Genomic DNA, 13,501 nt, shown 5'->3' on the forward strand with positions numbered 1-13,501 from the left:
GTAATTACAAATGATGCGCCTATCTTTCCCATGTACTCTTTAGTTTTTTTGTTCATTAAGATTCTACAGTCAATACAAGGATTTAGATTTCTTCCATAGCCATATTTAGGGCTTTTTAACATCTTAAGATATTCAGTGGAGATATTGAACATTTTTAGCTTTATTCCAAATCTATCCGTTACTTTCTTTGCCTCATGTCCGCAACCACTTTCTTTGCGATTACATTGACAGAAAGGAGTGAAGAAATTAACCGCCTCTACTTCAATACCCTGCTCAAGAATAATCTTTATGGCTAAAGTACTATCTAATCCTCCTGAAAGTAAGGCTATTGCTTTCATTTTCATGGTCGCTTTTTTTATATGCTATACATCAAAGGCTGCTGCTGTTTCTCCCTGTGGCGTTTGACTATGTCCTCTAATATGGTAGACGCTAAAACCTCTGTAATCTTCTCACTCATCTGTTCCCATATCTCCCGAGTCACACAGGAATCAACTCTATGGCAAACTTTAGGTGAGCTAACACATTCTGCAACTGCTAAATTTCCCTCCAAGGCTCCAACTATATCTTTAAAAGTTATATCAGAAGGGTTTCTAGCCAAAGTATATCCTCCATGTGCGCCACGGCTTGAACTTATAAGTCCAGCGGATTTAAGTATTGGAACAATATGTTCTAAATATCCTTCGGATATCTCCTGTCTTTTAGCAATATCCTTAAGCAAAACAGTTCCTTTCTCATAGTGAAGGGCAAGTTCTAACATCAGCCTTGCACCATAGCGCCCTTTAGTAGAAATCCGCATCATAAGTTATTCTCCAACTTAATTCACTCCCTACTAATCCTAGCATATTAGTAGGGATTATACCAAAATAAAAAAGCTTGTCAAGAATTTTTATTGCTATTTACTTTTAGAATTTCATTCATACTACCTGTTCTATATCCTTCTAAATCAACTGTTACATAATTATAACCTAATTCCTTGAATTTAGTTATAATTTTATCCATTGCCTCTTCTTTTAATAACCTGGATATTTCATTTTTGCAAACTTCTATTCGGGCAGTCTGATCATGGTGCCTTACTCTTACCTGGGTTATGCCAAATTTTCTTAAGAATGCCTCTGCTTTATCAACTTTGGCAAGATTTTCTTTGGTTATCTTCATTCCATAGGGAAAACGACTGGCAAGACAGGCAAAGGATGGTTTGCTCCATGTAGGTAATCCAAGCCTTTCTGATAAGCTGCGAATTTCATCCTTAGTAAGACCTGCCTCTTCAAGCGGGCTCCTTACACCCAATTCCATCGCTGCTTTCATTCCCGGACGGAAGTCTTTTGTGTCATCATAATTTGAACCATCTAAAACATAGTTTAATTTATATTCCTTGGCTAATGCAATTAATTTGGAAAATAATTCCTTTTTACACCAATAACATCTATCAGCAGAATTCTCTACAAATTTCTGATTTAAAAATTCATCGGTTTTAATAACCAAATGTTTCACTCTTAATCTTTTTGCGATAGTTTTTGCCTCTTTTATTTCACAGGCAGGATAAGTTAAAGAAGTTGCAGTGACAGCCACTACTTTATCATCATCTAATACATCTTTGGCTACTTTAAGCAGAAAAGTGCTATCCACGCCGCCTGAATAGGCTATTAAGACACTCTCCATCTTAGCTAAAATTTTCTTTAACTGCTGCATTTTTTTATTCATTATGGAAAATATATAAAAGATTATATCTTGTGTCGAGGCGAATAATAAGTTAATTATATTCCGTTTTGGCATATTACAAAATGGAATATAGTATAAAGGGTATAATTATGAAGAAAGCTTTATATTCAAAAGAACATAAATATTTAGTTGACCGATTAAAGCAAGCTCGGAAAGATGCTGGGATTGATCAAGGGCAGGTTGCTAATTTGTTAGATGTTTCTCAATCTTATATTTCTAAGGTAGAAGCAGGACAACGCCGTATTGACGTGATTCAATTGAAGGAGTTTGCAAAGATCTATAAAAAATCACTGAACTTTTTTATAAAGTAATATGGATTTAAAAGAGCTAAAACGAAAACTTCAACAAATAAAAAAAGAAGGATTCATCAAAACCCATCGCATTAGTGATACTGGAATTGGTAAAACGCTAGAAGATTTGCTTGATATACCAGAGAATAATATTCCTCTCCACGATATTGCAGGTGTTGCTGAATTAAAAGCGTACCGCAAAGAAGCAAAATCCATGTTGACTCTCTTTACACTTGAACCGTTACCCAAAGGCGGAGATAGAGATAGATTATTGCTTGATAATTTCGGCTATTCTCACAGAGATAATAAGCGTTCAAAAGAGTTGCACAGCACACTTTCATGCAAAAGATACAATAATCAGAAATTAAGGTTATCCGTTAGCAAAGATAAAATCAAAGTTAAAGGAAAAGGGAAACGATTAAATATCTATTGGGACATTGAATCGGTAAAAAAGAAATTTGAAGCTAAGTTACCGGCTCTTGTTTATGTTTTGGCTGATAAAAAAATCATAAATTCGTTTGAACATTTCCACTTCAATGAAGCTTATTTATTGAAGGGTTTTAGTTTTGAATTATTTAAGAAGATGGTCAAAAAAGATCAGATAGTAGTTGATTTTAGAATGTATTATAGACCTAATGGTACGGTAAGAAATCACGGAACAGGTTTTAGGGTTAAGATCAATAGCCTGTACGACTGCTTCAAAACCAAGATTAGATTGATTTAGCTCTTTCTCAGAACAACAATGCTTTCTTTTGTCATTGTTTCTTCCAGTTCCCCTGCAATATTTGTAGGGGAATTTTTCGCAGGCATTCTTTTGCCGGGAATATTTCTAACAAAGATATCTTCACAGGTAAAACCAATTTTTTCGCCTAACTCTGCGACGATGAAGTCAGTCGGTATACGTACCTGCTTTACTAATCGATTGCCGATAACTAGGCAAAAATATTTTTTCCTTTTCAATATCTCATAGGATTTCTTTAGGCATTCATTTAAACCTATATAAAAGCTTAATACATCCCTTGCTCTCTTTTTATCCATTTCTTGAATTCTTTCTAAAGATTCCCTTAAATGAGAAGATTCAAGAGAATGAAGTAGATTGCTAGTCGGTTTACCGCCCAATAATTTATTGTCAACGCCTGATGCAGTGTTGGGATCTTTAAAAATGTCAATCCACTGAGCAGATAATCTTGAGAATTGTCCATATGCCACGGTTGTTCTGCTGTCGCCATAGGGCGGGGATGTTATAATACAATCTATGGAATCGTTTTTTATTGTGCTGATTAGAGAAGTATCCTCATAGATGGGTTTAGTCCATGTATCTTTGTCAACTTCTTGATAGAACTTTCTCATCCCCTCAATATTTAATTCAGTTTTTTTCTTAAAAATGTCAAGCACATTAGGGCTGTGATTTTTCAGCTTATCAGCTTTTATTCGCACAAGTTTAAATTCGCCGTTCTTTGTATTTGAAGAAAGTCTGACTACTTCGCTAAAGGAAACTAAAAAAAAGTTTTCCATTTTTTCATTTTTTATATCGTTAATAGCCTTTTTTAATTTTGCCAATTTCAAAATAACTTTCTCTTTAAACCAAAAGTCCAGATTCATAAAATTTGGCAGTACAATTTCGTCATTTTTTATATGGTCAAATCTATTAAGTAAATTGAAATATTCCTTTGTAAGTACGGATGGATTTATTTCAGTTGTTTTTGCTTTTGCTAAGAAGACAGCAAATGGATTTAGATCAATTCCGTAAGCATTTCTACCTAGTAGTCTGCTCTCAACTAAAGCGGTTCCAGAGCCGCAAAAGATATCGCAGATAGTATCGCCTTTCCTGCTGTATGTCTCTATTAGGCGTCTTGCGACTTGAGGGATAAACATTGCCGGATAACTGTGCAAACCATGAGTATAAGATTTTGTTTTTTCGCCTCTATAATCCCATGAATAGTCAATGCGCCTTTTTAGCTTTACATCCTTATATTTATCTTTTTCTAAAAGAGGTTCTAGATTTCTAATTATCTTTACAACAATACCTCTAATTTCGACCTCTTGTCGATAAATTGGCAATAGCGTAAGATTTGCGGGTTGTAATCTGAATTGATTGTTTTCTCGGTAAAGTTTTTTTAATGTGGCTTCATTTTCATCAATTATCGCTACAACGGTTTGGCCATTGTCAGCAGTTTCTTGTTTTTTAATAACGACTATATCGCCATCAAAAATGCCCTCTTCAGTCATGCTATCACCAGTAACGCGCAAAGCATAATATTTACCTGCCCTGCTAATTTCATTTCGGGAAAGAGTAATTGTTTTGTCGTGCAGTTCAATTGCTTCAATTGGCTGACCGGCAGCAATAGTGCCGACTATGGGTATTTCGATAGATTGGGCATTCTTTTTAGGAATCAATGCTCTAGGCTGGTTATCTTCTTTGTGTAAGTAACCCATATTCTGAAGAGCTTGAACGTGATAATGAGCAGTTGAAACGGAAGAAAGGAGTAAGTGTTTCTTGATTTCCTCAAGAGAGGGAGCATAGTCATGCTTAGTGATATATTTTCCAATGTAATCCAGTACTTGCTTTTGCCGTTTTGTGAGCATTTTCGCCTCCGCAGAAACAATCCTTGACTTTCGATTTATTTTCGATTATAGTGCAAATTATTAAGGGAGTCAATAAAAAAGAGCTTTATGAGAAAGAGAAAATACAGAAAAGTATGTTTATTAAGTATTTTTTTAATTTTTTCTTTAATGTTTCCGTTTGTTTCATACGCAGAGTCTACCTATGGAGGTGAGTCTATGGAAGTAGAAAGTATGGCAGAACAACTGTTTTTTATCACAGTTAGAATAGAGACAGAATGTATTGACAAGGATGGTAAAATCGTGAATGACGTAGGTACTGGTTTTATTGTAAGTTATAAGTGGAGTGATAAAGAAGGACTATTCTTGGTAACTAATAAGCATGTTGTTAAAAATGCACAAAAAGCAAAATTTTTCTTTATACAAAGTGATGGTAAATGTCCAATTCTGGGGAAGGCCTACAATATTAAGCTGGATAATATTCAAAAAATGTGGTACGGACACCCCAATGATAAGATAGACGTTACTGTCATGCCTCTAGCAGTAATTATTTCTGAAACACAGAAAAGAAATTGGAAAATATTTTTTAGAACTGTTTCCAAAGATTTACTCCCTACTTCAGAACAGGAGAACGACCTCGATGCCATAGAAGAAGTTGTTTTTGTGGGTTATCCGAGTGGCATTTATGACTCTGTTAATTTCCTGCCTGTTATCCGAAGAGGGATGACGGCGACTCCTGTAAAAATAAATTATTCTGGGTTACCTCAATTCTTGATAGATGCAGCTGTATTTCCTGGATCCAGTGGAAGCCCTGTATTTATATTTAACAAGGGAAGTTATTCTCCTAGAAAAGGAGGATTAGTCGTTGGGTCACGGCTAATCTTTTTAGGACTGATTTCAGAGACTTATTTAAGGAAAGAAGAAGGGAAATGGGACTTTGTAGATATTCCTACAAGGTTAACTCCAGTAGTTAAAACGCAACAAATGGTAGATTTGGGTATTGTTATAAAAGCAGCTACAGTATTTGAGACAATAGAGGCATTTTTGAAGTCAAAAGGCGAGATGAAACAATAGGGATAATTCTGGGACACAACGCTTAATTATTTTTTAAAAATTTAACAGACTTACTGAAATAAAAATTTATATATCTCCATGTTTCCTAAATACCTAAAAACCTATAAATCCGGTCTTCTGAAAGAGAAAGTCAAGAGAGCTCATGAAATTCTTTCCTCATGCACTCTTTGTCCTCGTAATTGCAGTGTCAACAGGCTAAAAGATAAAAAGGGATTTTGCAGGTCTGGTAAAGATTTGATTGTCTCAAGAGCCGTGGCGCATTTTGGGGAAGAGCCGCCGATATCAGGAACAAGTGGTTCCGGAACAATATTTTTTTCGAATTGCAATCTTAAATGTATCTTCTGTCAGAATTATCAAATCAGCCAGCTTGGTATGGGGAATAAAGTAACAACAGAAGAACTTGCGGATATGATGCTCTCTCTTCAAAAAAGTGGTTCTCATAATATAAACTTGGTTTCTCCCACTCACTTCCTGCCGCAAATACTCGAGGGATTATATATGGCGATAGGGAAGGGATTGAAAATCCCGATTGTTTATAATACGGGAGGTTATGACTCTCTGGAAATCATTAAACTCCTTGACGGTATAGTTAATATATACTTACCCGATATGAAGTATTCAGATAATCTAACAGCAGAGAAACTCTCTTCAGCACCTGATTACCCACAGCACAACCGGGCTGCTATTGTGGAAATGTTTTGCCAGGTTGGAAACCTTAAACTTGATAACAGTAAAGTAGCAGTAAGCGGTCTTTTAATAAGACATCTTATTCTGCCGGATGACCTTGCTGGTAGTTACAATACGCTGTCTTTTTTAGCAAATAAAATTTCTAGGGATGTATGGATTGGACTGATGAGTCAATATCATCCCTCGTACAGGGCAAATAAAGACAAAAGAGTAAATCAAAGAATTACAGGCAAAGAATATAAGAAAGTCATTAATTGGGCAGAAGGACTAGGATTTAAGAACTGCCTGATTCAGGGAATAGATAGTTCAGACCTGTTCCTGCCTGATTTTGAAAAAGACCAGCCGTTTTAATGTTCAAAGAATTCTATTTAGATCCTCTAACAAACTTTTGGCATCTATGCCATACATTTTACAAACTTCGCCTATCTTTAACTTTTCCATTTCCATCTTTGCCATAGGGCAGTGTAAACACGGCAACTGATATTTGGAAAGCATTTTTTCAGCACCATCAATCTTTAGTATATCAGCTAATGTTGTATTTTTATTTACTTCCATTTTTTGCTCCTCTGATAAATTGTCAATTAACTATTTTGTTCTCGTGATTCCTTTCTTTTCAAGAACAAAGGCAAGGGGTAAATAACCTTGCCTTTATATCTTTCTACTTATTATTACGAACAACAGGAGCAGGAATCATCTTTTTTAACCATCGGCTTTCCACAGCATTCTGGAACAGGCTGGCATTCTTCAACTTCTACTATTTTGTCGCAGCAATTGTCAGCGCATTTGTACTTTATCTTTTTCCTAGGCTTTGAACCGCAGCATCCCATCTGACTCACCTCCTTTTAAACTCTTTACAAGCTTAATAATATCACACTTTGACCGCTCTTTCAAACAAATGCCTAGTCTTTAAACACACCCTTACAAGCATAAGCATAACCGGTACTTCAATCAAAACACCTACTACTGTTGCCAATGACGCTCCAGAAGATAAACCGAAAAGCATTGCTGAAGTGGCAATAGCTACTTCAAAATGATTGCTTGCTCCTATAAGAGCAGAAGGCGCCGCATCTTTATAAGATAATTTTAACCATTTTGCTATTGCATAGGTTAAAGCAAAGATTAGACATGTCTGAATAAAGAGAGGTATAGCTATCAAGAATATCAGTTGTGGCTGCTTAATAATAAGTTCGCCCTTAAACGAGAATAAAAGGATAAGTGTAACAAGTAATGCCCCTATAGAGACAGGGGTTAGATAACGCAGGAATTTCTCCTCAAACCATTTAAACCCTTTCTTATTAATAATCCATTTTCTTGAATGATAACCAAGGAAAAGTGGTAATCCTACATAAGTTACAACTGATAATACAATTGTCTGCCATGGAATAGGCATCTTATTAACTCCTAACAACCAACTCCCTAAAGGCGCGTAAAGGAATAGCATGGTCAAAGAGTTTATTGCTACCATAACAAGTGTGTGACCATCATTGCCTTTTGACAAGTGTCCCCATATAAGAACCATTGCCGTGCAAGGAGCTATGCCCAAGAGAATACATCCCGCAATATAAGATCTGTACAATTCGACCTGTGAACCATCTTTAATGATCTCTATCCCTGGCAACCACCCTTTAAAAAATACTCCTAGGAATAATGTTGCAATGGCAAGCATAGTGAAAGGCTTAATACACCAATTAATAAATAGAGTAAGAAAAACCGGCTTTGGAGTTTTTCCCGCTTTAATGACCTCAGCAAAATCAATCTTAACCATAATCGGATACATCATAAAGAATAGACATATTGCGATAGGAATTGATACCTGGTAAATGGATATCTCATCTAATGTAATAGCGACATCCGGAAACATTTTCCCAAGCAGTATGCCTAAGCCAATACAGCCTATAACCCATACCGTTAGATATTTTTCAAAAATGTTAAGCCCTTTTTTATCTTTTGTCGCCACTTCAACATTTTGTGTCATAATTGGATCTCCATTAATAAAATGATCCTGTATTAGGTTTTTGTTATGGTTATATTAACACTGATAATATAGTCGCTAAGTTTTGCACCCTGTGGCAAAGATTCTTTGACTTGTCTGTAAAGTGGATCGTTACAATCCGCCATCACATCGATACTGTATGCCTTCTCCTCTATTTGAATATCAGTCAAACCAGCCTGTTTTGCCATTTTTATAGTTTCATCGATAAGAACCGCACCAGCGACACAGCTTACCAGTGCAGCAGCAGAATCAAGTACTTCCTTTGGCAAAGGTTTTTTTAAGGCAAGGTCAGAAATGCATGCTCTGCCGCCCAATTTTAATACGCGTGCAATTTCATTCCAGACCTGTTGCTTGTCCGGCGAAAGATTAATAACACAGTTTGAGATTACTACATCGATGCTTGAATCTGCTACGGGAAGATGTTCTATTTCACCAAGCCTGAATTCGACGTTGGAAAGCTCTGTCTTTTCCGTGAATTTTGAAAGGCCCGCTCTTGCCTTGCCGAGCATTTCCGAGGTCATATCGACGCCGATCGCTCTACCTCGCTGTCCCACTTTACGGGCGGCGATGAAGACGTCGAATCCGCCGCCGCTGCCTAAGTCCAGAACAACCTGTCCCGGCTTGAGATTGGCGATAGCGGTCGGATTGCCGCAGGATAGACCCATATTGGCGCCATCGGGCAATATTTCCAGCTCTTCGTTTGTATAACCGATGGCTCCGGCGAGTTTGTCGGGCGATGAAGAACCGCAGCAGCAGCCCGATTTGCCTTTGGCTATATCTGTGTATCCTTTCCGAACTGTTTCTCTGATTTTTTCGTTTGATTCAGCAGTCATATAACACCTCAAAATTCCTTTGATATATCTTCAAGCATTACAATATCCTTCCTTTACGACCTGGGACCAGTGGCTGGGGATTAAGGACCACAGCCTGAGGATGAGGGTCCACACCCCAATGGCCCGCAACCTCCTGCGCGGGAGGACGCGACATAAGCCTGCAAAATTTTCTCTTCTGTTATTCCTCCAGACACAGTTCCCATACCGCGACCTTTGCTCATTATCAAAATACCCGGCAAAGGCAATTGAGCGGCAATATTGGCGTATTCGGGAGAACTGGACTGTAAAGTGTATAAGCCGAGGTTTGTGCCGGTGGCTTTAATTTTTTGCTCAGCAGAGGCTATGGCATCCGTGATTTCCTTGCTGAGGGTGTCGTTTCCCTTGACGGGGACAAAGACAAATACAGTATCCTGATTAATGGCAAGTGTATTCAGTGCGGCCAGTGAATCCAGAAATTCGCCCACGATAGGTTCCTGTTTGTCGATAGTCGAGACTTCGGGTTTCTGTTCATTTACTTCTTTTGCAACAGGAGCAGCAAATGTGGTAGCCGTATTAACCGGGGCAATCTGTTTTGCGGTTTTTGCTTTGTAAACAAAAATGCCGCCTATCGCTAACAGCACAATAAGGCAGACTACGGCTTTTACCTTTGTATTTCTCGACGGTTTACCGCAATCACATCCCGGACCGCAATTTTCAGATTTCATCTTTTTCATAATTCCTCCCTTTTTCCATTATTGACTCCTTTCGTCGTCGTTATCCTTACAGTTATTGGTTTTTGCCCAAAAACTCAGGTAAATTTTCTACATCTTTTCATATTTAATCCTTTGCAAGCTTGATGTTTATGTCTTTCGGTAAAGCCAGGCCGGCAGCAACCTGCATCGCCTTGAATAACCCGACTGGAACAGCACAGCCTGCGCAGCAGCCTGTCAGCGTTTCCCGAACAGTTGTCATAATCATAGCTGGGCCATTAGGATTGATTTCCTGATAAGCATCAATAGGTCCTTTTTTTTCAATGGCTTGAGCCAACCGGGCAATTTTGTCACAGTTTGTATCAATGTCGAATGTTACATTCTGACTATCTTCGCTATTAACACATGCCGTTGTCCTGAATCCACAGATGCCAGCTTCAATCTCAACAGTTGCCTTCATATTTCTTTAACTCCTATAGCATTCACAAAGCTCATCTTTTGCATTCGCGTCAGTCTCAAATTTTGCACCCAACCCTTTGAAAAACTCTCTAAATCAGTTTATGTAGCCGTATAAATCAGCCAGGTTCCGCCTAATAGAACAAGAACTCCGCAAATCTTTTTTAAAATAAGCGTACCTTTGGATTTCTCATTCCAGTTCAAATAATGCTGGACAACTTCTGTAAAAGTTCCTGCGAAAACAATCACTGAACAATGACCAATGCCATAAACAAATAGAAGTGTTACCCCGTAGAGAAACTGTGTAGATGCTATCTTAAATGCAATGCCAAGCATAGGTGCCATATAGGCAAAAGTGCATGGCCCGAGGGCAATGCCAAAAGCGAGCCCCAGTATAAACCCAGCTAATAGACCTTTCCTCTTAAACGCAGGCTGACTTGATTTTCCGAGAAAAGGAAGAGGAATAATTCCTAAAAGATGAAGACCTATGATAAAGAATATTACGGCTACAATATAGTTTCCATAAGGCCCTATATCACCCAGCATTCGTCCAAAAAGTCCGGTAATTAATCCTATTGCAGCAATAGTTATTAAGATTCCCGAAGAAAAAAGCGATGCTATAAGAAATGCTCTTTTTGTGGATATCCTTCCCTGTTCATCAATAAAACCTACAATTAAAGGAATGCTCGCCAGGTGGCATGGACTCAATAAGATACTTAATACTCCCCAGACAAAAGAAGCGGTTAAGGCAATAATCGGGCCTGATTGAAGAGAATTAGATAACCACTCAAACATGGCTCTTATCATTATTCAACTCCCTGCTTCTTTAGTATCTTAACTATTTCTTCTTTAGAGAAGAAGCCCATATGCCGGAAAAATTCTTTTCCGTCTTTGTCGAGAAAAACCTGTGTGGGAATCGCCCTGATACCATACTTCTGTCCGTAAGGCCTTCCTTCAGAAGTCCAGACATCGTAAAAGATTACTTTTACATCAGGATATTCCTCTTCAATTTCCTTCATTATCGGCTGCATCATCTTGCAGGGAATACAGTTAACAGAACCAAGTTCTATAAAAGTAACCTTAGTAGTTTTGCTTTCCTGCGCAGGAATCTCTGTCTCTGTTTTGGAATTTAACTGTTCTTCCTGATGAGTTTGCTTTTCCCCATTACAACAACTGCTACAGCCTAGAACAGAAAAAAGCAAAGTAGACACTACTATAAAACAGATATTTCTTACCAGCTTATGATACATTTTGCCTCTCCTTTAACCAGTTTTTGATTTCTTCTAGGCCTGGTACTTTACCCGCGCTTTTAACTTCTTCGTCAATGACCAAAGCAGGAGTTAACATTACTCCACGATTCATAATTTCTTTAATCTCTGTTACCTTGGTTATCTCCGCTTCAATTCCAGATTCTTTCACTGCCTGCCCGGCAAGCTCAGCCAGTTTCTTACACTTCGGACAACCTGTTCCCAAGATTTCAATCTTCATTTCTAATCACCTCCTTGATTTCAGCTTACAATGTATCCAAATAAAATGCCGCTTATTGTAGCCATAATGACTACTAAACTTACGTATACGACTGTTTTTTTTGTTCCAATAACCCCTCTAATAACCAGCATATTAGGCAAACTCAATGCCGGACCTGCTAACAACAAGGCTAAAGCAGGTCCTTTCCCCATGCCCGCTCCAATAAGGCCTTGTAAAATTGGAACTTCAGTTAATGTTGCAAAGTACATAAACGCCCCTACTATAGAGGCAAAGAAATTGGCCAAAATTGAATTGCCGCCAACGGCTTTTGAAATAATCCATGAAGGGATTAATCCCTCATGATCAGGTCTGCCTAAAAGAAGACCTGCTACGATTACACCCGCTAAAAGCAAAGGCATAATCTGTTTTGCAAATCCCCATGACATAATAGTCCATTCCTTTAGCTCTTTCCGCTTGAACCACCTTATGAGCATTATTAACAGTGATAATAAGAAAACCGCAGTTATTATCCATTTCACACTAAAAATAGATGCCCACAAGCCAGTATTTTCTGCTTGAACTTTACTCCAATTAGCGAATACAAGCACACCTACCATAGACGCGAAGTAGAAAGCGTTTTTCCAGAGAGGTCGGGCTTCTTTTTCTTCTCCGGACTGAAAAGCGCCATTGGCATGTCTTGCTCTTTCCTCCTTAAGGAATATAAGGTGCATCAGAAAGCCAACGACTATGCTGAAAACTATTGCTCCGATAGCTCTTGCCAATCCTAACTGCCAGCCCAAGATACGAGCTGTCATAATAATCGCTAATACGTTAATGGCGGGGCCTGAATAGAGAAATGTTGTGGCAGGACCTAACCCGGCGCCTCTTTTATAAATCCCGGAAAACAGAGGCAATACAGTGCAAGAACACACAGCAAGAATTGTCCCGGAAACAGAAGCAACGCTATAAGCTAAAAATTTATTTGCCTTTGCCCCGAAATATTTGATCACAGAAGATTGACTCACAAAGGCGGAAATCGCTCCGGCAATAAAAAACGCAGGCACAAGACAAAGCAAAACATGTTCACGCGCATACCATCTGGCCAAAGCCAGTGCTTCAAATACAGGATTTCTAAACGGCAGCATCTCAACAGGAAGATAAAAACACCCAAAAAATACCGCAGTCATCAATAAAAGTTTTTTGCTCTCTTTCATTCTTTTCTCTTTTCTAAAATCTCGCAGCACCCGCCTTGAATCTTTATTGCTTTTATATTTACTAGCGCATCACCAATCTTTCGGTGGGCGGAAGACATAATTCTCGAAAAAGTCGGTCTTGAAATATTCATTCTCTTTGCCGCCTCTTCTTGTTTCAGTTCTTCTAAATCAGCAAGTCTTACTGCCTCAAATTCATCAAGGGTCAAATATACACCGGTCAATTTACTTAAAGGCTTACACTGCGGCCTGAAACATCTCTCTCCCGGTTCACACTTAACCCATCTTATCTTCTTCGGTCTCATCAAATTTCCCCATTATTGTGAACATATGTTCACAATAAACAATTGGAAATTCTATGTCAAGTAAAATCCTTCGCTTGTCAGATAAAATTTAAAAGTGCACAGTTTTTAAGCGATTTAAGTTTTAAAAGTGCACACCTAAAAAGCCCCCAAGAATGGGGGTTTGGGGGCATACGTGTTAAGTTAAGCTAATAAGTTTTCTCGCCGATGTGGTTGAC

19 protein-coding genes are annotated in these 13,501 nt (G+C 38.2%); 4 read left to right on the forward strand and 15 right to left on the reverse strand.

The window, feature by feature from the left end; all coding sequences use genetic code 11:
• The 3 genes from KKC91_05610 to larE all read right to left on the reverse strand — a co-directional run.
• On the reverse strand, positions 1-338 hold a 338-nt coding region (locus KKC91_05610), incomplete at its 3' end, for a 7-cyano-7-deazaguanine synthase (GenBank protein MBU0478024.1).
• Positions 339-355: 17 nt separating this feature from the next.
• Entirely contained in the window at positions 356-799 is a 444-nt protein-coding gene (locus KKC91_05615) for an Rrf2 family transcriptional regulator (GenBank protein ID MBU0478025.1), read from the reverse strand.
• Between the two features lie 77 nt (positions 800-876).
• Positions 877-1,701: an ATP-dependent sacrificial sulfur transferase LarE gene (gene larE, locus KKC91_05620; protein MBU0478026.1), complete on the reverse strand. Its 825-nt coding sequence runs from the start codon at positions 1,699-1,701 to the stop codon at positions 877-879.
• A 107-nt stretch (positions 1,702-1,808) separates the two neighbouring features.
• On the opposite strand from larE, the gene KKC91_05625 reads away from it, so the two are divergent.
• A complete protein-coding gene (locus KKC91_05625) occupies positions 1,809-2,030 on the forward strand; it encodes a helix-turn-helix transcriptional regulator (protein ID MBU0478027.1) in 222 nt (73 codons plus the stop codon).
• A gap of 1 nt (position 2,031) precedes the next feature.
• Positions 2,032-2,733 carry a glycosyl hydrolase gene (locus tag KKC91_05630; GenBank protein ID MBU0478028.1) on the forward strand — a complete coding sequence of 234 codons (702 nt, stop codon included), beginning with the start codon at positions 2,032-2,034 and terminating at the stop codon, positions 2,731-2,733.
• Here the strand turns inward: KKC91_05630 and lexA are convergent.
• The gene (lexA, locus tag KKC91_05635) at positions 2,730-4,595 is read right to left on the reverse strand and encodes a transcriptional repressor LexA (GenBank protein MBU0478029.1); all 1,866 of its coding nucleotides are present in this window, start codon (positions 4,593-4,595) and stop codon (positions 2,730-2,732) included. The genes KKC91_05630 and lexA overlap by 4 nt on opposite strands.
• 195 nt (positions 4,596-4,790) lie before the next feature.
• Between lexA and KKC91_05640 the strand changes: the two genes are divergently transcribed.
• Both KKC91_05640 and KKC91_05645 read left to right on the forward strand, forming a co-directional pair.
• Complete coding sequence (locus KKC91_05640) at positions 4,791-5,645, forward strand: serine protease (protein MBU0478030.1); 855 nt, start codon at positions 4,791-4,793, stop codon at positions 5,643-5,645.
• 78 nt (positions 5,646-5,723) lie between these two features.
• Complete coding sequence (locus KKC91_05645; GenBank protein ID MBU0478031.1) at positions 5,724-6,683, forward strand: radical SAM protein; 960 nt, start codon at positions 5,724-5,726, stop codon at positions 6,681-6,683.
• 3 nt (positions 6,684-6,686) lie between these two features.
• Here KKC91_05645 and KKC91_05650 read toward each other — a convergent pair whose 3' ends face one another.
• From KKC91_05650 to KKC91_05700, 11 genes are all read right to left on the reverse strand, one after another.
• Positions 6,687-6,887, reverse strand: a complete 201-nt coding sequence (locus KKC91_05650) for a hypothetical protein (GenBank protein MBU0478032.1) — start codon at positions 6,885-6,887, stop codon at positions 6,687-6,689.
• Positions 6,888-7,000: 113 nt separating this feature from the next.
• A complete protein-coding gene (locus KKC91_05655; protein MBU0478033.1) occupies positions 7,001-7,159 on the reverse strand; it encodes a hypothetical protein in 159 nt (52 codons plus the stop codon).
• Positions 7,160-7,200: 41 nt separating this feature from the next.
• Positions 7,201-8,307 (reverse strand): ACR3 family arsenite efflux transporter, encoded by a 1,107-nt coding sequence (gene arsB / locus KKC91_05660; protein MBU0478034.1) that lies wholly within the window; start codon positions 8,305-8,307, stop codon positions 7,201-7,203.
• 32 nt (positions 8,308-8,339) lie between these two features.
• Entirely contained in the window at positions 8,340-9,158 is an 819-nt protein-coding gene (gene arsM / locus KKC91_05665; protein ID MBU0478035.1) for an arsenite methyltransferase, read from the reverse strand.
• A gap of 80 nt (positions 9,159-9,238) precedes the next feature.
• On the reverse strand, positions 9,239-9,871 hold the full coding sequence (locus tag KKC91_05670) for a hypothetical protein (GenBank protein ID MBU0478036.1): 633 nt from the start codon (positions 9,869-9,871) through the stop codon (positions 9,239-9,241).
• A 103-nt stretch (positions 9,872-9,974) separates the two neighbouring features.
• Positions 9,975-10,307 (reverse strand): hypothetical protein, encoded by a 333-nt coding sequence (locus KKC91_05675; GenBank protein ID MBU0478037.1) that lies wholly within the window; start codon positions 10,305-10,307, stop codon positions 9,975-9,977.
• Positions 10,308-10,405: 98 nt separating this feature from the next.
• Positions 10,406-11,110: a cytochrome c biogenesis protein CcdA gene (locus KKC91_05680; GenBank protein ID MBU0478038.1), complete on the reverse strand. Its 705-nt coding sequence runs from the start codon at positions 11,108-11,110 to the stop codon at positions 10,406-10,408.
• The gene (locus KKC91_05685) at positions 11,110-11,553 is read right to left on the reverse strand and encodes a thioredoxin family protein (GenBank protein ID MBU0478039.1); all 444 of its coding nucleotides are present in this window, start codon (positions 11,551-11,553) and stop codon (positions 11,110-11,112) included. Before KKC91_05685 ends, KKC91_05680 begins: the two co-directional genes overlap by 1 nt.
• Positions 11,543-11,791, reverse strand: a complete 249-nt coding sequence (locus KKC91_05690; protein MBU0478040.1) for a TM0996/MTH895 family glutaredoxin-like protein — start codon at positions 11,789-11,791, stop codon at positions 11,543-11,545. Before KKC91_05690 ends, KKC91_05685 begins: the two co-directional genes overlap by 11 nt.
• A 20-nt stretch (positions 11,792-11,811) precedes the next feature.
• Complete coding sequence (locus tag KKC91_05695; GenBank protein ID MBU0478041.1) at positions 11,812-12,984, reverse strand: permease; 1,173 nt, start codon at positions 12,982-12,984, stop codon at positions 11,812-11,814.
• Positions 12,981-13,286, reverse strand: coding sequence for a DUF134 domain-containing protein (locus tag KKC91_05700; GenBank protein ID MBU0478042.1), 306 nt, complete (start codon positions 13,284-13,286; stop codon positions 12,981-12,983). The genes KKC91_05695 and KKC91_05700 overlap by 4 nt, the downstream gene beginning before the upstream one ends.
• Between the last annotated feature and the right edge of the window lie 215 nt (positions 13,287-13,501).

This window comes from bacterium, from assembly GCA_018812485.1.
Taxonomy (GTDB): domain Bacteria; phylum JAHJDO01; class JAHJDO01; order JAHJDO01; family JAHJDO01; genus JAHJDO01.